The organism is Clostridium frigidicarnis, assembly GCF_900111985.1.
GTDB lineage: Bacteria > Bacillota > Clostridia > Clostridiales > Clostridiaceae > Clostridium_Z > Clostridium_Z frigidicarnis.
This window is the reverse complement of the sequence record NZ_FOKI01000001.1, coordinates 1-21640: the sequence shown is the minus strand read 5'-3', so window position 1 is coordinate 21640 and position 21640 is coordinate 1. Positions and strand designations below refer to the sequence as shown.

Genomic DNA, 21640 nt, shown 5'->3' with positions numbered 1-21640 from the left:
CAAATAAATCTCCTCCTAAAATTTAAGACACTTAGTAAATAACTTATCATATCCATCTAAGGTAGATAACTCAACATATTCTATATCTTTAATTATCCTATCCATTTCAAATCGTATATCTTTTGAAAGTAGTGCCATAATTGCTCCAGCCTTAGAAGAATTTCCAACATAAGTTATCTTATCTTTTAAAACATCTGGTATAAGTCCTATGTTTATTAGACTTTCTTTTGTTAAATGAGAACCAAACTGACCAGCAATTATAACTTGCTCTAAACTTTCCATAGGCATTTCAATATAATTTAATAATCCATAAAATCCTGAAAGTATAGCTCCCTTTGAAAGTTGAACTTGTCTTAAATCTTTTTGAGTAAAGACTATTGATTTACACTGATTATTATGCAATATAATCCCCCTTGAGGGTTCCTCAATAATAATATGATTTAGATTTTCAAGGCCTTCTTTAGTTAAATCATCTTTAGTTTTAAATCTACCTTTGTTATTTATAAGTCCATTTCTTCTTAACTCCCCAACAATATCCATAATTCCACTGCCACACACACCTGAAGGAGTTACTTCGTCTCCAATAACTTCTATCTTCACACCATTGTTATCTATCTTTACTTTTTCAATTGCACCCGTTTCTCCTCTCATACCACAACTGATATTCATCCCCTCAAGAGCAGGCCCTGCTGCACATGAACAGCAAAGAAGTCCTCCTTTATATGATAAAACGATCTCTCCATTAGTACCTATATCTATAAATAGCACTTTGTCATTTCTTTTATTTAAAGAAGTAACTACAATTCCAGATACTATATCAGCTCCTATATAACTAGATACACTTGGAATAATATAAATTTTGCCTAAACTATTTATATTAAGATTAAAATCTTTATTATTTTCTATTCTTCCATGTCTAAACACTGTTGAATATGGAGCTTTTCCTAAAGTTTTAGGATCTACTCCTAAAAACACATGGTTCATTGTAGAATTAGCAGATATAACAACTTCAAAAATTCTATCTTTATCTATACCATTTTCAACGCATAAATCACTTATAAGATTATTTATGCAATCTATTATTAAAGATTGTAGAGTTTTTAACCCCCCATCTTTATTACAATAATCAATTCTAGTTAATACATCTAACCCGTAATTCTTTTGGGGGTTTATACTTGATAAACTGTTTATCTCTTCTCCTGTATATACATTTACCAAAGATGCTACTACTGTTGTAGTTCCTATATCCACACATATTCCATATATGCTATTATTTAAACTTTTACTACCTACATAAATAATGTCATCATTATGTAAAACAACCTCTATTTCATCACTATCACAAACAACATTACTTAAATTTTTCATAACCTCTAATGAAATACTACTTTTTATATTAAGCTTGTTATTTATTACTTCTTCAATACTTAAATTATTAGAAAAATCCAAGTCACCTTTTTTTACTATTACACTTTTTAAAGGGGGATTATAATTAAATTCTGGCATATATCCATAAGATAATATATTCCCATTTGTTTCTTTCCAATTTAAGATTTCAACATCTATATCAGATACTGGATGAGTCAAACATGCAAGCCTTACCCCATTATTAATTTCATCACTAGATAATATGTTTTTTTCCTCATGAGTTATATTATTAGCTTGTCCTTTAATAATTCTAACCTTACATTTTCCACAAAGTCCTTTTCCTCCACAAGGTGCTTCTAACGACAATTGATTATTTTTAAATAAATCCATTAAATTATCATTTAAATTTCCCTCTATACTTTTGTGATTTTTAATACTAATTTTCAACTTTCTCAATCCTTTTATAGCATATTTTCTTTTGAAGCATCTACCATAGCTTTTATGTTATCCAGAGATGTTCTAACCCCTATACCACATGCTGGAGATAGTATAGATACTCCACTTTTTATACAGTATGAAGATAACTTTCTAATTTCAACTGGTGTAGATGTTTCTAAAGCTAGTGTACTGACATTTCCCATAAGCCTCTTGTTATTAACATTTTCTTTTACATCTTTTATGCTAGTTATTGAATCAAAGCTTAATACCTTAACATTTAAATCATTTAATTCTTTAAATATACTTTTAAGTCTTCCACATATATGAACAATAACTCTTCCATTAACTAATGGACTTAATGCATTAACAAGTTTATTTATATAAGGCAATGCAAATTCTTTAAATAACTTAGGTCCTAAAATTTCTCCTGTTCCACTTGGGTCTGAAATAGTTATAATATCAGCTCCAGCATTTATTTGAGCTTTTCCAAACTCTATTAGATTATCAGTAACAAAGTCCATAAAATTTCTCATCATATCAGGCTTTCTTCTTAAATCTTTGTAAAATTCTGATGCGTCTAATAATGATGATGCAACACTTACTGGACCAGTCAAATTACCTATTACTGGTACGTCTTTATTTCTATCCTTTAAAATTTTTATAGCATCTAATACAACTTTACATCTTCCTTCTGATACATTAATGTTATGTAAATTCTTAAAATCATCAACTGTATTAATAGGATATTCAGTAACTCTTGGTTCAGTTATATCCGTTCCCATATATACTTTAGCACCCATTGCCTCAGCTTCTACTGTCATACAAAAAGGCACCCCTATATTCTCAAATGCTCCATTTTTATAAAGACCTTCACTTAATGTTGCCATAACATTACTATCTGTATGAGCCATTGGCCAAAAGCTATTAGTTAAAATCATAATATCTCTTATTACCATATTCATCATTCCACCTGGGCATATACAAGGAACTCTATCTAATTCTTTGCCATCTATAGCATTAAATAATCTTTCTTTATAAGTTGTCATAGCTTTTTCACCCCTAAGCATTTAACTTTTTAGTTACAAGTTCTTTTGCAAGTCTTGCTGCTTTAGACGCCTCAACTTCATATCCATCAGCACCTATTTTATCAGCATAATTTTTCGAAATAGGACCGCCACCTACCATTACAACCACATCATCTCTTAAGTTCTCTTTACCTAACATATCTATAACTACTTTCATATTATCCATAGTCGTTGTCATAAGAGTTGACATACCAACTAAATTAGCTTTATACTCTCTAGCTTTAGATACAAATTCACTAGGTGGTACATCACGTCCTAAATCATAGACTTTAAATCCAACAGTCTCAAGCATTATTTTAAATAAGTTTTTACCTATATCATGAGTATCTCCCTCAACAACACCTAACACTGCAATTAGCTTTTCCTCTGAATCTGATTTTTTTAAGTGAGGTTTTAAAACATCTAATCCCTTATACATAGCATCTGAACACATTAAAAGTTCTGGAATATAGTATTCTTCTTCTTCGTAAAGTTCACCAGCCCTATTCATTCCTGAAGCTAGTCCACTTACAATTCCATCATATGGATCAAAACCATTTTCTATGTATTCCTTAGATTTTTCTTCTGCTAAATCCTCTTCCATTTCTAATACAGCACTACACATATCCTTTAAAAGTTGTTCCTTTAAGTTTTCCATTTAAAAAATCCCCCTAAAAACATAATATTTTGTAAAATTCATTTTCATTCATATAAAAGTTTAACGTTTTATACATTGTATCTCAAATTGTTATTATCTATAGTAAACCATTTAACTATTATGTTTTTCTATATAAGGAAATTTAATCAATTCCTAACTTCCATAATTACTCCCATATATAGCTTTTTTGCTAAAATTATATGTTATAAGAATATTTTTTCAAATTTATTAAATACTATTTATATACTTCGAATGAAATGAAAGGTGATGAATAAGCATATGAAAAAATCATTTAGTAGACTTTTAACATCTATACTATGTGTAATAATGTTTTTTTCTATTATAGGCTGTAATAATTCAAAAAATGAGAATAAAGCCACCAAAAGTCCTGATGTTTTTCCAATAACAGATGATGAATCTAGTGAGGATTATGCTAAACATTTTAGAATAATAAAAGATATTAATGTTGCTGGTAGTGGTCAATTTACTCCTGCCCAGTTAAAAAATGCAACCGACAAAATTGGAAGTGATCTTTCCATTACTGTTGTAGATTTAAGACTCGAACCCCATGGTTTCATAAATAGTAGTCCTCTAAGTTTTTATAAAAAAGATGGGAAAATAAATTCTGGTTTAACTACAGAAGAGACAATCTCTGAAGAAACAAATAAATTAGCTCAATTAAACAATGAAAATACCCTAACACTATATGATAAAAATGGAAATGAAGTTGGAACTAAAGATATTGAAAGAGTTTATTCAGAGCAAACATTATGTAATGAATTAAAACTTAAATATATGAGATTTGCTACAGAGTATGAAGAAGTACCTTCAACTAAAACAGTAGATGATTTCGTATCTTTTATCTTAAATGAACCTAAAAACTCATTTTTGTATATACATGATTTTAATGGAGAGGCTCGCACAACAACATTTATGGCTATGGTTGATATAATGAAAAACTATAAATCAACCTCATTTGAATCCATAATAGAAAAGCATTTTAAAGAAAGTGGATTCGATTTAAAGTCTGACACCAAAACTTATAATTTCCTAGAAGGTTTTTATAAATACTGTACCGAAAGTACAGATCTGTTAAAAATCTCTTATTCTACATGGATAAAATCTAAAAATAGTTAGAATGAATTTTTTAAGCTTAAAATAGCATTGACTTTATGCTATTTTAAGCTTTTATTTCTATCTTGTATTTTCAATCCATTGAACGATGTTACAAAAATTTCAATGATCTTTATAAAGGTGTAATAATAATTTAATGCTTTACAAATAAAAAGTAGATTTTTATTATTTATTAGTATAAAATAATAATGCTATAGGTTTGCTAATTTGTATAAACTACATTGTTAATTATCTATAAATAAATATAAAATTTTGTATTGAAAAATACTGAATAATAATTTAATGTATATACTAAATCTTAATAGCAACCACCTGAAAGGAGCATCTAATGGCAACGGTTTTAAATAGAACCAATCATTTAAAAAAGGATATAAGATGGACTAAAATTAAAATATTTCTGCAAATCTTAAAACTTTTTATTTTATTTGTTATCTATGTCTGTTCTCTTACTTTTGACATATGGGATAAATTTGTTTCTTCCTATATAGCACTTGGATATGGAACATATACTATATTTAGAATTACGTATCTTCAAAAGAAGAAATCCATATTAGCTAATGGATTAGAGGGTGAAAAATATTTTCTTAAGGTGGCAGAAAAACTTCCTAAAAGTTACACTATACTTACTGATTTAGATATAGGATACAAAGGTAACTTTAGTCAGTTAGATATGATCGTCGTAGGTGATAATGGAGTTTTTATAATTGAGGTTAAAAATGTTAGGGGAACGATAACAGGACATGTTACTGACCATGATTTAACTCAAACTAAAATAAATAGAGATGGTAAGAAATATGTTAAAACTATATATAATCCTATAAAACAGGTAGAAACTCATAGAGAACGACTTAAAGACATATTAAAGTCCAATAAAATAAACATCCGAATTGAAAATATTGTTGCTTTTGTAAATAAAGACATTCACCTAAACCTACAAGGTAAGTCTTCTACTAAGTTGTTTACTATAAGAAGAGGTAAAGAACATTCAATAATTCAATATTTGGTTGATTTCAAAGGAAATATAACTTTAAATAAAAATCAAAAAGATAAAATAATACAATCAATTTTAAATGCTAACAAATAAAAAAAACCAGCTATTAACTGGTTTTTTTTATTGCTCTACTTCTTCTATTTTTAATGATTCCTCTTTAAAGGATCTTTTATCTTCTGCAAAATCTTTTTTTAATTTTTCAATGGCATTAGTTTCATCATCAGCCATAACTATTGCTCTAAGTGGAGTGCCCTTAAAATCTTCCGCACTACATAAAAAAACTTTCATTAATTCAATCTCCTCCTAGTTATTAATAAGTGCATATTCTTACTTTATATACATATGCTAGAGATTGAATTTTTATTTATATATTAAGCTGTTTTCACAAAAAACTTTTTCACTATAACTGATTTAATTTCATCATAAGTTATTTCAGAAGGAACCTCGTCTTTTATTGGTCTTAATTTGTCATACCCAACTTTTTCTATGGCATTTAAAATTATCGCCTCATTATCCTCCTTTAATATTCCTGTAAAATCTATATTGAAATCTATATTGCCCTCATCTTTGACATAATCCATTATGTGGTTAAACATAGTAGTTGTCATAAGTTTTCTTTCTTTTGCTACATCCTTAAAAGGCATTTCTTTAAGCATATTTACTGTTACATAATTCGACTTTTCCTTGCTACTTGAATTTTTTTCTTCTGAAGAAGAAGTCTTAGTAGCAGTTTTTGATTTTTTAGTAAAAATCCATTTTACATTAATATTGTTTTCATCAACATATTCATTTATTATATTTAAAAATCTTTCACCATATTTTTCACATTTGGATTCTCCAACTCCGTTTATATCAAGGAATTCTTCAGAATTTCTTGGATATCTTGTACTCATTTCTTTTAATGAAGTATCTCCAAAAACAACGTATGGTGGAATATTTTCTTCCATGGCTATATCTTTTCTAAGAGTTCTTAATAATTCATAAAGATCATTATTTACAGAAAGCTTTTTAGCTTTTACTTCTTCTCTTAAGAATACTTTTTCTTCTCCCTTTAATACCTGAATAGAAATATTATTAAGTCTTACCACTGGGTAATCTCCCTCAACAGAATCTATAAATTTATGTGAAATCAATGTATTTATAAATTCTTTCAAGTTATCCTTAGAATAATTTTTCATTATTCCATAAGTACTTATTTCATCTAGTCCTACAGACAAGAGTTTTTTATTTGAAGACCCTCTTAGTACATCTATTATCATAGTTGTTCCATAAGGCCTTTTCATTCTATATACACATGACAATACCTTTTGTGCATCCACTGTTTTGTCAACTAATTTTGCATCAGAATTACAGTTACTACACTTGCTACAATTATCACCATGTTCTTCTCCAAAATAATCAAGAATAAAACCCTTATAGCAATTATTACTATAAACCATATCTACCATATTTTGAAGCTTTTTATACTCATTTGTTTTTCTATCCGTATTATCAGTACTTACATCTATTAAATACTTTTGAGTATGAACATCAGAAGGAGAAAAAAGAAGAATACAACTACTATCTTCACCATCTCTACCAGCTCTACCGATTTCTTGGTAATAACTTTCAAGGTTTTTAGGTATATTATAATGTATAACAAATCTTACGTTTGATTTGTCTATTCCCATACCAAAGGCATTTGTTGCTATAATAACTGGTGTTTTATCATAAACAAAATCCTCTTGTATTTTAGCTCTTTCCTCGTCTTTTAATCCTGCATGATATCTATTTGTTAAAAAACCTTTAGAATTTAAAAATTCACATAAAGCATCACATTCTTTTCTTGTTGCCGCATATATTATTCCACTTTCATCTTTATTGTTAGTTAAATAATCTAATATGTAACTTTTCTTATTAACTCCCTTAAGAACTTCAATTTCTAAGTTTTCTCTATTAAAACCAGTTATAAAAATCTTTGGATTTTCAAGAGAAAGAAGACTTACTATATCACGTCTAACATCCTCTGTAGCAGTAGCTGTAAATGCCGCCACTGTAGGTCTTACGCTTAAATTAGATACGAAACCTGAAATATATTTATAACTTACTCTAAAATCATGACCCCATTGAGATACACAGTGAGCTTCATCCACTGCTACTAAGGATATATTTATATTTCTAATTGAATTTATAAAATCCTGAGATTGAAGTCTTTCTGGAGCTATATATAGTATTTTTATTTCATTATTTTTAAGATCGTTTATGATTTCTAAAATTTCATATTCATCTAAAGAGCTATTTATATAAGCTGCTTTGATTCCTAAGTTTCTTAATGTATCAACTTGGTCCTTCATAAGAGATATAAGGGGACTTATAACTAAAGTTATCCCCTCCATTAAAAGTGCTGGTATTTGATAACATATAGATTTACCACCACCAGTTGGCATAATACATGAAACATCATTTCCATTTATTATTTCATGTATTATCTCTTCTTGACCTTTTCTAAATGAAGAGTAACCATAATATTTATTTAAAATTTCTAACGCTTTACCATTCAATATATACACCCACTTTATCTAATAACTTATTATTACTTTAATAATTATATACCATATTATTAAATTTGTAAGCTTACATTCTATATTTAAACTATTCCCAATATATATCCAAATTAAACAATTAGTATATAAAATATAAACAAGGAAATTCACCTAAACCTAAAAGCGAGGTCTAAACACTGCAAACTAGTTGTTCATCAGATAGTTTGCTAATGCTTAAACCTCTCTTTTCTTAACTTGCACTCAATAAAATAGTTTACCGGTGCTTATTATTCCATTTTAATTACAGTCTCAAATATTTGTATATCATTTCTCAATTTATCTATATTCAAATAAAGAAATGCTTTTCTTATAATTGTCCTTAAACAACTCCCTAAAAAAGACTTGGTAAGCTTATCACTTAAAATTAAATACTATTTAGTTGTTTTCTTATTTTAAATATACAAATTAAAATAAAGAGAAGCAATGTAATTGTAACAGCAAGTCCTCCTTCTGGTCCAAAAACTCCACCAGCTACTAATGAGTTGTTAGATGTTGTCATAAATATACTGTTATACGATACTCCTGTTCCACTAACACTTGTACCAAAAATATGTCCTTGTGCAAAATTCCACATACTATGGATAGCACATGAACACCATAAAGATTTAGTTATGATAGCCATTAGTGTGAAAAATATTCCCACAAGGATTATGTTAACAAACGGAATTAATCCAAATCCTGGGTTGCCCAAGTGTAGTAGTGCAAATATCACTGAATTAATTATAATTCCCCAAACTACATTTAATTTATTTGATACAACCCCAAATATATATCCTCTTGTTAATATTTCTTCAGCAGCTCCTTGAACACCATATCCAATAAGCATAGTAAATAAAAATACTGATTTATTAAAATCAATTCCTAGAAAAGATATATTTCCTTGAAAAGTTACTATTATAAATGTTGCTATTGAAAAAGCTACTAACCCTGTTATTATTCCTATCATATAGTTTTTTAAAGCTTTATTATTTTCTGTAAAAAAACCTATTGTGTCAAATTTTCTTTTTTCAAAAAATCTAACCCATATAAAGACCCCTAATATCATTCCTAAAAAAGGAATTACAAGCCCCATAAATGGTACCCTTTTAAATGAAATTAAAAATACTACATAACTAAATATGAAAGATACTAGAAAAGAGAATATTGGAACAACTATCATTGCAACAAACAAATTACTTTTCCTTTTACCTTCCTCTACCCCATTAACAAATGGTAATGCTAATTTATTAAACTTATCCATTGCTTACCCTCCCAATTATTTTCTTTCAGGTGCCTTAAGCATTAGAACCTACTTACATATTCAGATTTTCTGATAGTGCCTTTTTAGGAACCCTTTTGCTACGGAATGTGTATTCAGCATTACCGGTGTGTAACTGCCATATATGCCAAAATACAAATGGTATTATTAAAATCAGATTAATTTTGCCCCATGTTTGCCATACAGTTTCATTAAACCATGATGAAGAATCCATGACTTTTAATATTAAGCCCCCAAAACATGATCGTACTATCATGTGAGTTGCTAGTGTATAAACTCTGGCCATAATATATAGTTCATGTCTTTTCTTTATTAAAGGATAAATTTCAGCTGCTAAAAGAATACACACTGAGCTTGCAAAATAAGCTTTACTTTCTCCATAAACAAAGCATAAATTCCATGTTGTATATAAAAAGTTCCAAGCCATTGTAGTATATACTATTAATTCTCCCTTACCTTCTTTATGATATTTCCAATACTTGGGAGCAAAAGGTATTGTTACACATAGTAAAAAACCACAAGCACAGTTCGCATAATTACCTAAAGCTAAATCTTTTAAAGTTGCCTCCATAATGTTTAAAAATAATATTACATAAGTAAACCACAAAACCCATGGTTTCTGTATGAACTCCCACCATTTCCCTTTTCTATTTTCAACACTGGCAATTCTGCAAAATCCAACAAATATAGTTGGAAGAATTACACTTAAAATTTTTGCCCATCTAAACCAGCCAATTACTCCACCCTTTAACCATAGTGGAAATGTAAGTAATGATACAATCCAAACAATATTAGCTATCTTGTATTTGTTACGCATAAACTCTACAATTATCATAAGTACTGAGAAATAGATAATCATAGTTAATAAATATTGCCATATAGGTATGTCCATTTTTATAACCCCCTAACAAAATTTCTTATCTTTACATATATTATACATTTTTATTGCTGATTATGAAATGTTTTTGAATAAAACTATTTTTTGAATGTGCCTTAAACACAAAAAAATAAGCACTAACTTATAAACATAAGAAAGTGCCTATTATACTATTTCTAAATTTGTTTAACTATTTTATCAATAATTTCTTTTCTTGATTCTCCTATTACAATTTCAATCTTGGAAACCATAAACCCATCTCTATAAACCCTATCCCCATTAGCCTCTACAATCTTAAGGACTTTTTCTTCTAACTTCTCGTATGTAATAAGATTCTCTGAATAAGAATCTACCAAATCTTTTAAATACGTTGCTAATTCCTTTGGATTTCTATAAACTGCTCTCATCTTTTACTCCTTTTAATCTTTATATAAATATTTTTTTACTTTATTATTATATCCTAAATTTAAAATTTCTTAAATATATTAATTAAAATTTATAGATTTTTTATTAATTTAACATAGTATTTTTCATCTATTTCTCTTATAAATCCCAAATTTTCAAATACTTTTATAGATGGTATATTGATTGAGTTAATATATGCAGATATTTTTTTAACATTTTTAAGATTAATACCTATAAATTTTTCTACTTCTCTTACCAACTCTTTGCCCAATCCTTGATTTCTAAATCTTTTATCTACTGAATAAGTTATAACAACTTCTTTTTCAACTAAGTCAAAATTAATTTGACCTAAAGGATTATTTTCTTTTTCTAATATAAACATATAGCTTGATTGACTTTTTATTTTTTCATTAAACCATATTGTAAATTCATCTAGTGATTTTCCTTTTCCATATCTTGAATTTTTTATTACGTCCTTATCATTTATCCAATCAAATAAAATATTAAAATCTCTTTTTTCTACTCTTCTCATTTTTTCTCCAGTCTTTATTTTACTTTTTCTATTAACGATTTCATTTTAAATTCATTCATAGCTCCTGAAACATATTGATTTACATTGCCCTCTTTATCAATTATAAGTGTTGATGGAAAAGCATTAATATTATACTCATAGGTTAATCTTGCAGTATTATCAAATACTACTGGGAATGTATAATTATTATCCTTTAAAAAATTCTTAATTCCATCCTTAGACATTTCTCTTCCTAAATCTGGAGATACAACCCCTAAAATAACAACATCTTCTTTATTTTGATTATAATATTTATATATACTTTCTATATAAGGCATTTCTTCTTTACAAGGCGGACACCAAGTAGCCCAAAAATTTAAGAATATAACCTTACCTTTGTAATCACTTAATTTATGCAGATTTCCATATTGATCATATAAACTAAAATCAATTGCTGAAATTTTCTCTTTATCTGAATCCTTATTCTTATTAATGTTTTTATCTATATTATTTTCTTGTGCTTGTGATAAATTCTCATCATTTATTTTCCCATTAAACGCTCCTGAAATCATTATGATACCTGATATTATAAGAATAATACCACCTATCTTTTTTATTTTTGGCATATGTAATTTTATTTTATCAACTATTTTAAAAAGTTTATTGTAAAACATAGCTATAATCATAAATGGAAACACAAATCCCAAAGTGTATAATCCAATTAATAGATTTCCTTCTAATAAAGTTTTTGAGTTAGATGTCATAATTAAAACTGATGCTAACATAGGACCAATACATGGTGTCCAACCAAAGCTAAATGTAAATCCAAATAAGTATGCTGTAATAGCATTCATATCTTTTACTTCAAAATTAAATTTCTTTTCCTTTTGTAAAAAACTTAAATTTAAATAACCCATATAAAAAAGTCCCATAATAATAATTATTATTCCACCTATTAGTGTTATCTGTGTTTTATTTGAGTTAAAAAATCTACTAAACATATTTACTGATGATCCTAATATAAAAAATGTTGTAGAAATTCCTAAAATAAATAATAATGTGTTTCTCATTAACTTGCTATTCCAAAAACTTACTTTACCTTCTTTTAATAGTTCCATGCTACTATTTGATAATATACCTAAATATACAGGTAATAATGGTAATATACATGGAGAAAAGAAAGACACTATGCCCTCTATAAATACTAAGAACAAATTAACATTATCCAATTTAGCACCTCCTAATTTAAAATAAATTTTTCTTTAGTTTACAGTATTTAATTTCTTTGTTATGTGATAAAGTCACTTGATAACTATATTACTTCAGTCCACTTTCTAAATTAAACACTTCTTCTTTTGTAAGGTTTCTCCACTGTCCAATATCTAATCCTTTAAGTTCTATATTGACAATTCTAATACGCTGTAATCTAACAACTGTATAACCAAAAATCTTACTCATTCTACGAATTTGTTTATTAAGACCTTGAGTTAAAATAATTTTAAAAGTATCTTCACTAACTCTACTAACTTTACAAGGTCTTGTTTTTACTCCACAGATCTCTACTCCACTAGACATACCTAATATAAAATCATCATAAAAAGGTTTATCAAGTGTAACTATATATTCCTTTTCATGATGATTTTCAGATTCTAAAATTTTATTTGCTAACTTTCCATCGTTAGTCATTAATATAAGTCCTTGAGATTCCTTATCTAATCTTCCTACTGGAAAAATGTATTCAGGATAATTCATAAATTCAATTATATTATTTTTTACTTCTTTTGCTGCTGTACATATAATTCCTGTTGGTTTATTTAAAACTATATAAATTTTATCTTTTATAGGAATTGGATTATTATCAACTAATATAATATCACTTTCTTCTACCCACTGTCCCGGTATACAGGCTTTTCCATTTACTGTTACTCTATTTGCCTCAATAAGCCTATTTGTTTCCATTCTAGAGCAAAGCCCTAAATTACTAAATAATTTGTTTATCCTCATGTTTAAGTTATTGTCCTTTCTCTTTAGCTTCTTCCTGTAATCTTTTATATTCTTTTTCCTAATCAACAATTACCTTTTCCGTTTTGTTTTTCTTCTCAATTATTTCTTCCTTATTTAGATCTACTTGTTTTATAATTTTTGCTGGATTTCCACCAACAACAACATTATCAGGAACATTTTTTGTTACAACTGAACCTGATGCCACAACAACATTGTTTCCAATAGTAACTCCTGGATTTATAGTTGCGTGACCACCGATCCAAACATTATTTCCTATTTTTACTGGCTTTGCAAATTCATATTTTAATCTTTCAAATGGATCTATAGGATGAGTAGCTGTATATATATGAACTCCCGGAGCTATAAAACAGTTTTTACCTATCCTTATTTCGCTTACATCAAGCATTATACAATCATAATTTGAGTAAAATCCATCTCCAATGTGTATATTATAACCATAATCACATTTAAAACTTGGCTCTATATAAAAATTTTTCTCTGTTGAGCCTAGCAGTTCTTTTAATATGTCTCTACGCTTATCTAATTCTGTCTCTAGTGTATTATTATATAATCTCATAAGCCTTCTAGCATTTAACCTATCAGCCACTAATTCATCATCCCCAGGGTTATATGGTAATCCCTTAACCATTTTTTCTTTTTCTGTCATATTAGACTCCTTTCTACTTTATAAAAATATGTTTTAATATTACATTAATATAATTATAGTATATAGAATTTTGTTAACGCAAGTTTTAGAATACTAATACTTATATTAAATTAATAATAACTTTCATTTTGTAATTGATTTTTATTATCACTTATTGTATTATATTAGTACACACTAAGATTTTAAGCAGCTATGATAAGGGGCTTTCACCTTATACATTACGAATTAAAGGCGGTATTTATATGTCAGTATATTTAATAAACTATTATTTAAAAGAAGAACATGATTGTGGTTGTGAGAACCATGATGACCATGAACATCATCACCATCATCATGAAGATTATGAACTAATTGGAGAACTTAAGTCACTAGGAGCATGGGCTCATTTAATGCCTACAAGTTTTCTTTTACAAAGTACCTTAAGTGAAACTGAAATCTTTGATAAGCTAAAAGTTACTATTAAAGAAAAGGATACTCTTTTCATTTCAAAATTAGATGGTCAAGCTACTGCTTGTTCAATTCCTCAAGCAGTAGAATGGATTTCAAATCACTAAGATAAAGTAACTACATTTACATATTCTTTGTAAGTTTAAAGCCTATATGAAAATACTTTTTAATTTTCATATAGGCTTTTTTATACCACTCTTTTTAATTATTACTTATCTAATTAATTTTCTTTTTAATATATTAAATTCTTCTTTATTTATAATATTTAAATCCAGTAAATTCTTTAACTTTATAAGTTCATCTGTTATAGAAAAATCATAATTTTGTTCTTTGAAATTAAATTCTTTATTTATATTAGATTCCATATCTATACCTTCCCAAGAAGCCTTCGAAGATTTAAATATATTTTTATTTAAAAATTCTTTTTTACCCGCTAATATATCATTAACTTTTATAAGATTTATGTCTTTGTGTGATATCTTCTCATCACATACTCTTATACTTTGAGCTCTTATTAAATTATCCAAAAATTGTTTTATCATCAATCCATTTTTTAATCCCAAATTTTGTTTTCTATACATATCTTGTATTACTTGATTCAATACTTCCTCTTCTTCTTTTTCTAAAGAAAATCCCTTATTCTTTAATGTGTTAAAAGCAATATTAACCAAGTCATTTTCATCATAGTTTTCAAAATCAAGGTATGTTGGAAATCTATAATTTAAAGACGGATTAGTTAATAGTAACTCTCTCATAGAATCCTTTTCTCCTGATAAAACCACAATTACTTTATTATTACTTTTATCTATAAATTTTATTAGTGATGATATGATTTCACTACATTTATTTTCTTTTAAAATCAAATGTGCTTTATCTATAAATAACACTTTTCCAAGAAACTTATTTAAAATATCATCTATCTCTATATCTTTATCTTTATTCATCATTGATATAATCTCAGTGTTATCTATTTCAACTATACTTTTAGACTTCACCAAACCCATGCTATAAAACATTTCTGATAATATACTTACTACAGTCTTTTTTCCACTTCCAATTTCACCTGTGAAAACTATATTCATATATTTATTTATATCTGTATCTATCCCGAATTTTTTTCTTTTTTCCTTGGCTTTTATTAGTTTATATTGGTTTCTTAAAAATGTTTTTGCCTTATCATTTCCAACTAAATTTTTCAATTTTTTTTCTAAATCAAAGTCATTATCGTACTCAGATACTTTAATTTTTTCTATATCCTTAGTTGTTATTAAATTCATTTCATAAACACTGATATCCTCTTCAGCTATTCGTATACTTTGATTTCTAATTAACTTTTCCACATAATTTCTAACCATTCTGCCATTACCTGACTGAGCATCAGAATTTTCATAAATATCTACAAAACTTTTCTTTAAAGCCACATTAGCATTTTTAGATAATTTAAACCCCTTAGCTTCCATTATTTTTATAGCCATTTCTAAAAGTTCATTAGGGTTATAATCTTCAAAATTGGTCCATAATGGGAACCTAGATCTTAAACCAATATTAACATCAAAGAAATCTTCCATTTCTTCTTCATATCCTGCTAATATAACTATTACTTCTTTTGAATAATCCTCAATAAGTTTAAGAAGTGTCTCTATGGCTTCTCTACCTAGTGAATCATTGGCAAGAGTGTAAGCTTCATCTATAAATAAGATTCCTCCTATGGCTTCTTTAAATTTCTCTTCTGTTTTCTTTGAAGTTTCTCCAGGTACTTCTGAAACAAAACTTGATCTGTCTGTTTCAATTAGCTGTCCAACCTTTAATAATCCCATACTATTTAGCATTTCTGCTACTAATCTTGCTATACTTGTTTTGCCTGTACCAGGATTTCCTGCAAACACCATATTTAAGTTCTGTTCTATTTTTGTATTAACACCTACAGATTTTCTTTTTTCCTGAGCAACTATTAATTTATATTGGCTTCTTAAAAGATTTTTAACTTCTTCTAATCCTATTATTTCATTTAATTTTTCCTCTAAATCAAACTTAGCATTAACCTTAAAGTTAAAATTATCTCTTTCAAGCAAATCTATTTGCTTTTCGCTGTTAGTTAAGTATTTTTTAGAAGCGTCCATTATAGCATTTTCAACTATATTCCTTACAAACCTAGCATTTCCTAAATCATTCTTACCTATAATTTGATTTCTTGTAAATAAGTCTATTAACCCTGACTTTACATTTTTAGCTATTCTATATCCTTTGGATTTTGCAATATTAACAGCTATCTCATACATTTCTACAGGGCTATAATCCTTAAATTGTATTATATTAGGAAATCTTGATTTAAGTCCTTGGTTAAAACTTAAAAACTTTTCCATGTCTCTTTCATATCCAGCTAATATAACAATTAAATTATCACGATTATCTTCAATTCCCTTTAAAAGCGCATCTACTATTTCTTTACCAACCTTATCATCTTCACTTTCACATAAAGAATAAGCCTCGTCTATAAAAAGAACCCCACCTAGAGCTGAAGTTATTATATCATTTGTTCTTTTTGCTGTATCATTAACATTCTCTGTAACAAAATCAGCTTTACTAACTTCTTTAAATATTCTCTTTGATAATACTCCCAATGCATTTAAATATTCAAAAGTTATTCTTGCTGCATTAGTTTTACCTGTACCTGCATTTCCAGCAAATATCATATTCATTGAGATACTTGAAGTTTTTAGTCCAAGTCTTTCTCTTATATTTTGAACCTTATAATTATTTTCAACATTAACTATAAAATCCTTTAATTCCTTCATTCCTATTATTGATTGCAAATTGTATTTTGCTTCTTCAAGGGTTGGTGTTGAATAATTACTTAATTTAAATATATCGTTATTAGCTTTACAGTATATATCGTTATCTTCTATATAAACTAGCACTTGGTTATCATATGGAAGAGTTTCTTCTCTAATTAAATTTATCAGTGGTTTATATATTTTATATGCTACATATTGACTAACTCCAAAACCGCTTTCTTGGGCAAAATTTTCTTGAAGAAAACTACATAATCCAAAATCATCTTCAATTTCATTTTCATTATCTATACCTAATAATATATCTATATTCAATTCTACTTGAATTTTGTTTATCTTCTTTAAAACTTCTCTTCTAATTAAAATATTTTTTTCATCTTGAGTTAAACTTTTAGTATATAGAACCTTATCTTTATTAAGCAAAATCTTTTCTTCTAATTTTTCTGTTACCTCATTAGCTTCTTCATTATAAAGAAACACGAAAAATTTATTATGACAGATAAACTCACTAATCTTTCCCTTATCTGTATCATCAGCTTCAATTAAAAACTTATTTTTTATTATATAGTCATCGTTTAGTTCTAAGCACTCATTAGGGTGTATACTAGACAATACCTTTAATATGTCATCACTGACTTTTTCAGTATTTTTAAAGATTACACACTCTGAACTACTATTAAGCTTTTCATATAAATCTGTTAAAAAAGCATTATATCCTAAATTAAAGTTATAAGATCCAAGATCTATTTCATCTATCTCTTCATTTGTTATTAAATTATACTTTTTAAGATTTTCAAATAGAATTCTTATGCTACTTTTTTTGAAAGTATCTTTTTCCCCCATTAGAAGTAATATTCCTTTTGCATTATCTGAAATTTTTTCTTCAAAATAGTTACATAAACCATGGGCAAATTCTTCCTGACCTATAAGTTCGTTATTTAAAATATTTTCTATAGCTATAAATTTATTTTGTATATCTTTAATGTTCATCTTATGTCACCCTTTCTCTATATCCAACAATAACTATTATCAGACATTTTATGTTTATACTATTATAGTTTACATTTAACCTTTATTCAACTTGATTACTAAAGATTTTTTTGTTACGCTTCTTTAAATTTAGTTAGCCGTATACTAAGTTTAGTATACGGCTATATCTAACTGATTATAATTATATTTTTGTTATTTAAAATTATATTTTGTTACAATACTTTTTCTATCTGTAGTTTTATCATTGAAATATTCATAAAAAGATAGTGCTAAAAAGCTTCCTGTAATATTATAAATATTTGTATATCCTAAGTGTTGTAATGCTAAAGTGGCATTATAGCTCCTTTGTCCTGTTCTACAATGTACATATACCTTTTTATCTTTTGGTATTTCATTAATTCTACTTCTTAATTCACTTAAAGGTATATTGTTTGCACCAATAATATGACCATTATCATATTCTACTTTTTCTCTTACATCTATAATGTAAGCTTCTTCTTCTACAAGATCTCTTACCTTATCTACATTTACTTGTTTAAAATCACAATTTAGTAGATTTGATCCTATATATCCAGCATAGTTAACAATATCCTTTGCTGTTCCAAAAGGTGGTGCATAACATAATTCTAGATCTTTTAAATCTTCTACAGTTCCATTAAATTTTATTGAAGTTGCTATTACATCAATCCTCTTAGTCACATCGCCTTTTCCAATAGCTTGAGCTCCTAATATTTTACCAGTTGGAACTTCAAATAATAATTTAAAATGCATTGGTGATGAATCTGGCATTATTCCAACTTTATCACTAGCTATTAACCTAACAACCTCATAATTAATATTCATATTTAAAAATTTAATTAAAGATTCATTTAGTCCAGTTGATGCTCCATTATAATCAAACACCTTTATTGCTGATGAACCTATATATCCTTTATTTAAAGTTTTTCTGTTGTTTATATGATCTGCAACAGACCTAGCTTCCTTTTGGGCAGGTCCTGCTAGTGATAGTTTGGTCATAGAATGTGTTAATTCATTATAGACTTCAATGGCATCACCTACTGCATATATATCTTCATCGTGTGTTCTATAGTTTTTATCTACTTTAATAGCCTTTGTTTCTCCAAGTTTTATACCTGCATCTGTCGCCAAGTTAACCTCTGGTGAAACTCCTATTGCCATAACTACTATTTTCGCAGAAACTTTCCTTCCTGAAGATAACACTACTACATTCTCTTCAAAGCTTTCTACTTTATCACCTACAATTAAATTTACACCATGGTCATAAAGCTCTTTATGAAGTATTTGTACCATATCATAATCAAATGGTTTTAAGATTTGGTCCATAGCTTCTATTAAAGATACATTAAATCCTGCCTCTTTCAAGTTTTCAGCAACCTCTACTCCTACATATCCTCCACCTATTACAGCAATATCTTTTGAATCCATAGATTTAGCATAGTTATTTAATTTATCAATATCCACTACATTTCTTACTGTAAAAATCTTAACCTTATCACTTCCAGCTATATTAGGAACTATTGGTTTAGCCCCTGGAGAAAGTATAAGCTTATCATAAGTTTCTTTATATATTTCTCCTGTTAAAACATCTTTAATAGATACTTGTTTATTAGTTCTATCAATAGATATAACTTCACTATTAACCCTTGCATCTATATTATAATGAGACTTAAATTTCTTAGGGTTCATCAAAATTAGTTTATCTGCCTCATCAACAACTCCACTTAAATGATATGGAAGTGAACAATTTGAAAAAGATACATGAGGACCCTTCTCAAACATTATTATTTCATCTTCTTCACTATTTCTTCTTAATCTAGCTGCTGCAGATGCCCCACCTGCAACTCCTCCAACTATTAAAATTCTTTTTTTCATAAATAACCCCTCCTACTTTCTGTTCTTTCCTGAATATGATCTCATTCCACCTTTTACATTTATTACATCATATCCTTGTTCTTTTAATTTATTGCAAGTAGAAGAACTTCTTCCACCTGATTGACACATAATATAATACTCTTTATCTTTTTTAAAATATTTCTCTGTATTACTTAAAGGCTCACCCATAGGTATGTTTTTAGCTGTTTTTATGCTACCACCTTTATATTCATAAGGTTCTCTAATATCAATTAATTCTATTTTGCCTATTAATGGATCTATTTCATTTACATTAATTGTTTTCTTATGATCTTTTCTAAAAAAATTTAACATTGTTTATCAACTCCATTAAAGTTTATTATATATTATTCCCTACACAATTATTTAAGATTCTATTTCATTTTGCTTCAATATATAAATACTCATTACATAGAAATTTGTTATCTGTTTTGAAATAATTCTCTATAAAAAGACACCTAGCTTGAATATTTAGTTAAAATATGATATAATTTACTTAATTACATATTTTCAAAAGCTGTGGCTTCAAAAATCATAGCTCTTGTTTTGAAAGATATGTTCTCTAAGAGTCTACTATTACAAAATAGTAGACTCTCTTTATTTCTAAAAACTATTATACCAAGGAGTTGCTTTATGGATATTTTTAAAATAACATTTAATGTATTTCCTAAACTGGAGACAAAAAGATTCATACTAAGAGAAGTAAAACAACAGGATTTAAATGAAATTTATGAAATTTATTCTAATGAAGAAGCCGTAAGATATCAGCAGACAGAACCTATGGAGAGTATGGAACAAGCACAAAAAGCAGTACATTCTTTTTTAAATGGATATAAAAGATTTATTCGCTGGTGCATTGCTGATAAAGATTATGATAAAGTAATTGGATTAATTACACTTCATACCTTTGATAATTGGAATTCAAAAGCTGAACTAGGATGCATGCTTAATAAAAACTATTGGAAACGAAATATAATGAGTGAAGCTGCACAAAAAGTTATAGAATATGCTTTTGAAGTAATAGAATTGCATAGGATTGAAGCAATAATTCACCCTGAAAATATAGCATCAAACAAATTAGTTATGAAACTTGGATTCGAAAAAGAAGGTTTTAAAAAACAATCAGCTTATAATAGAGGAACAGATAAATTTGAGGATAGACTAATATATGGACTTATAAAAACAAATGACAATAGTGCTTTGTAATTTATTTTTATATTATGTAGCACAGGATTTTTGAGAATATGCATAAGTTTGTGTAATTAAATAAAGACGGGCTTTTTTTAATTGGAAATTACTACTGGATTTTATTGTCAGTAGTAATTTTTATTTTTCAAGGCAATACTAATAATGGGTTAGTGTAACTTTTTATATAGTTATTATTTGCAAAAATAGTAATACTATTCATGATTATTAAAAGTTGTACAAGCTTAATTTTAAACTTCAAATCTTCCTTCAAATAAAATACTAAGTTGAGCTAAAGTACTCGCCCAATGTTGAATTGGTGAAGTCCATTTCTTCATTATCTGCTCTGTTGAAAGAT

19 protein-coding genes are annotated in these 21640 nt (G+C 27.5%); 4 read left to right on the top strand and 15 right to left on the bottom strand.

From position 1 onward, the window contains the following. Nucleotides 1–15: 15 nt before the first annotated feature. The 3 genes from BM119_RS00090 to BM119_RS00080 are packed head-to-tail and all read right to left on the bottom strand — an operon-like array spanning nucleotide 16 to nucleotide 3528. The gene (locus BM119_RS00090; RefSeq protein WP_143087274.1) at nucleotides 16–1824 is read right to left on the bottom strand and encodes an ASKHA domain-containing protein; all 1809 of its coding nucleotides are present in this window, start codon (nucleotides 1822–1824) and stop codon (nucleotides 16–18) included. A gap of 5 nt (nucleotides 1825–1829) precedes the next feature. After that, the gene (locus BM119_RS00085) at nucleotides 1830–2852 is read right to left on the bottom strand and encodes a methylcobamide:CoM methyltransferase MtbA (protein ID WP_090037420.1); all 1023 of its coding nucleotides are present in this window, start codon (nucleotides 2850–2852) and stop codon (nucleotides 1830–1832) included. Between the two features lie 13 nt (nucleotides 2853–2865). Continuing rightward, a complete protein-coding gene (locus tag BM119_RS00080) occupies nucleotides 2866–3528 on the bottom strand; it encodes a corrinoid protein (RefSeq protein ID WP_090037418.1) in 663 nt (220 codons plus the stop codon). 279 nt (nucleotides 3529–3807) lie between these two features. On the opposite strand from BM119_RS00080, the gene BM119_RS00075 reads away from it, so the two are divergent. Together BM119_RS00075 and BM119_RS00070 are read left to right on the top strand one after the other, a co-directional pair. Continuing rightward, nucleotides 3808–4665, top strand: a complete 858-nt coding sequence (locus BM119_RS00075; protein WP_177199260.1) for a protein-tyrosine phosphatase family protein — start codon at nucleotides 3808–3810, stop codon at nucleotides 4663–4665. 325 nt (nucleotides 4666–4990) lie between these two features. Beyond that, on the top strand, nucleotides 4991–5746 hold the full coding sequence (locus BM119_RS00070) for a nuclease-related domain-containing protein (RefSeq protein WP_090037410.1): 756 nt from the start codon (nucleotides 4991–4993) through the stop codon (nucleotides 5744–5746). Between the two features lie 27 nt (nucleotides 5747–5773). On the opposite strand, the gene BM119_RS19690 is transcribed toward BM119_RS00070, so the two are convergent. The 9 genes from BM119_RS19690 to BM119_RS00030 form a co-directional block, all read right to left on the bottom strand. Beyond that, entirely contained in the window at nucleotides 5774–5941 is a 168-nt protein-coding gene (locus BM119_RS19690) for a hypothetical protein (protein WP_177199259.1), read from the bottom strand. A gap of 83 nt (nucleotides 5942–6024) precedes the next feature. After that, nucleotides 6025–8193, bottom strand: coding sequence for a DNA helicase RecQ (recQ, locus tag BM119_RS00065; protein WP_090037407.1), 2169 nt, complete (start codon nucleotides 8191–8193; stop codon nucleotides 6025–6027). Nucleotides 8194–8599: 406 nt separating this feature from the next. Continuing rightward, nucleotides 8600–9475 carry a CPBP family intramembrane glutamic endopeptidase gene (locus tag BM119_RS00060; protein ID WP_090037404.1) on the bottom strand — a complete coding sequence of 292 codons (876 nt, stop codon included), beginning with the start codon at nucleotides 9473–9475 and terminating at the stop codon, nucleotides 8600–8602. Between the two features lie 52 nt (nucleotides 9476–9527). Continuing rightward, nucleotides 9528–10385, bottom strand: a complete 858-nt coding sequence (locus tag BM119_RS00055) for a hypothetical protein (RefSeq protein WP_090037402.1) — start codon at nucleotides 10383–10385, stop codon at nucleotides 9528–9530. A gap of 161 nt (nucleotides 10386–10546) precedes the next feature. After that, complete coding sequence (locus tag BM119_RS00050; RefSeq protein ID WP_090037399.1) at nucleotides 10547–10777, bottom strand: TIGR04540 family protein; 231 nt, start codon at nucleotides 10775–10777, stop codon at nucleotides 10547–10549. Nucleotides 10778–10866: 89 nt separating this feature from the next. Then, a complete protein-coding gene (locus tag BM119_RS00045; protein ID WP_090037396.1) occupies nucleotides 10867–11307 on the bottom strand; it encodes a GNAT family N-acetyltransferase in 441 nt (146 codons plus the stop codon). 14 nt (nucleotides 11308–11321) lie between these two features. After that, complete coding sequence (locus BM119_RS00040; RefSeq protein WP_090037394.1) at nucleotides 11322–12515, bottom strand: cytochrome c biogenesis protein/redoxin; 1194 nt, start codon at nucleotides 12513–12515, stop codon at nucleotides 11322–11324. A gap of 88 nt (nucleotides 12516–12603) precedes the next feature. Then, nucleotides 12604–13290, bottom strand: a complete 687-nt coding sequence (locus BM119_RS00035) for a pseudouridine synthase (RefSeq protein ID WP_090037982.1) — start codon at nucleotides 13288–13290, stop codon at nucleotides 12604–12606. A 58-nt stretch (nucleotides 13291–13348) separates the two neighbouring features. After that, nucleotides 13349–13957 (bottom strand): sugar O-acetyltransferase, encoded by a 609-nt coding sequence (locus BM119_RS00030; protein ID WP_090037391.1) that lies wholly within the window; start codon nucleotides 13955–13957, stop codon nucleotides 13349–13351. A gap of 242 nt (nucleotides 13958–14199) precedes the next feature. On the opposite strand from BM119_RS00030, the gene BM119_RS00025 reads away from it, so the two are divergent. Beyond that, complete coding sequence (locus BM119_RS00025; RefSeq protein ID WP_090037389.1) at nucleotides 14200–14511, top strand: hypothetical protein; 312 nt, start codon at nucleotides 14200–14202, stop codon at nucleotides 14509–14511. Between the two features lie 105 nt (nucleotides 14512–14616). Here BM119_RS00025 and BM119_RS00020 read toward each other — a convergent pair whose 3' ends face one another. The 3 genes from BM119_RS00020 to BM119_RS00010 all read right to left on the bottom strand — a co-directional run bounded on the left by BM119_RS00020 (nucleotide 14617) and on the right by BM119_RS00010 (nucleotide 20412). Next, on the bottom strand, nucleotides 14617–18186 hold the full coding sequence (locus tag BM119_RS00020) for an AAA family ATPase (RefSeq protein WP_090037386.1): 3570 nt from the start codon (nucleotides 18184–18186) through the stop codon (nucleotides 14617–14619). 192 nt (nucleotides 18187–18378) lie between these two features. After that, nucleotides 18379–20079, bottom strand: coding sequence for an FAD-dependent oxidoreductase (locus BM119_RS00015; protein ID WP_090037383.1), 1701 nt, complete (start codon nucleotides 20077–20079; stop codon nucleotides 18379–18381). A 12-nt stretch (nucleotides 20080–20091) separates the two neighbouring features. Continuing rightward, complete coding sequence (locus BM119_RS00010) at nucleotides 20092–20412, bottom strand: rhodanese-like domain-containing protein (RefSeq protein WP_090037381.1); 321 nt, start codon at nucleotides 20410–20412, stop codon at nucleotides 20092–20094. 318 nt (nucleotides 20413–20730) lie between these two features. Here BM119_RS00010 and BM119_RS00005 point away from each other — a divergent pair, with 318 nt between their 5' ends. Continuing rightward, a complete protein-coding gene (locus tag BM119_RS00005; protein WP_177199258.1) occupies nucleotides 20731–21303 on the top strand; it encodes a GNAT family N-acetyltransferase in 573 nt (190 codons plus the stop codon). Nucleotides 21304–21640: the final 337 nt, after the last annotated feature.